A 258-nucleotide genomic window follows, 5' to 3' on the forward strand; every position below is an offset into this window, starting at 1 on the left:
AATGAATACAGTCTGGTAATGATGGCAGAGAGGTCACACCCGTTCCCATACCGAACACGGAAGTTAAGCTCTCTAGCGCCGATGGTAGTTGGGACCTTGTCCCTGTGAGAGTAGGACGTTGCCAGGCAAATGGAGGATTAGCTCAGCTGGGAGAGCACCTGCCTTACAAGCAGGGGGTCGGCGGTTCGATCCCGTCATCCTCCACCATTTAGCCGACTTAGCTCAATTGGTAGAGCAACTGACTTGTAATCAGTAGGT

The 258-nt window shown here is 52.3% G+C and carries 1 tRNA gene and 1 rRNA gene; both read left to right on the top strand.

Annotation, left to right across the window (positions count from 1 at the left end):
* Nucleotides 1-11: 11 nt before the first annotated feature.
* Nucleotides 12-127: ribosomal RNA gene (gene rrf, locus ACSG5Z_RS32815) — 5S ribosomal RNA — on the top strand.
* 4 nt (nt 128-131) lie between these two features.
* Nucleotides 132-207 (top strand) — tRNA-Val (locus ACSG5Z_RS32820).
* Nucleotides 208-258 lie beyond the last annotated feature (51 nt).

Origin of the sequence: Bacillus pretiosus (assembly GCF_051294775.1) — a bacterium.
Lineage (GTDB): Bacteria > Bacillota > Bacilli > Bacillales > Bacillaceae_G > Bacillus_A > Bacillus_A wiedmannii.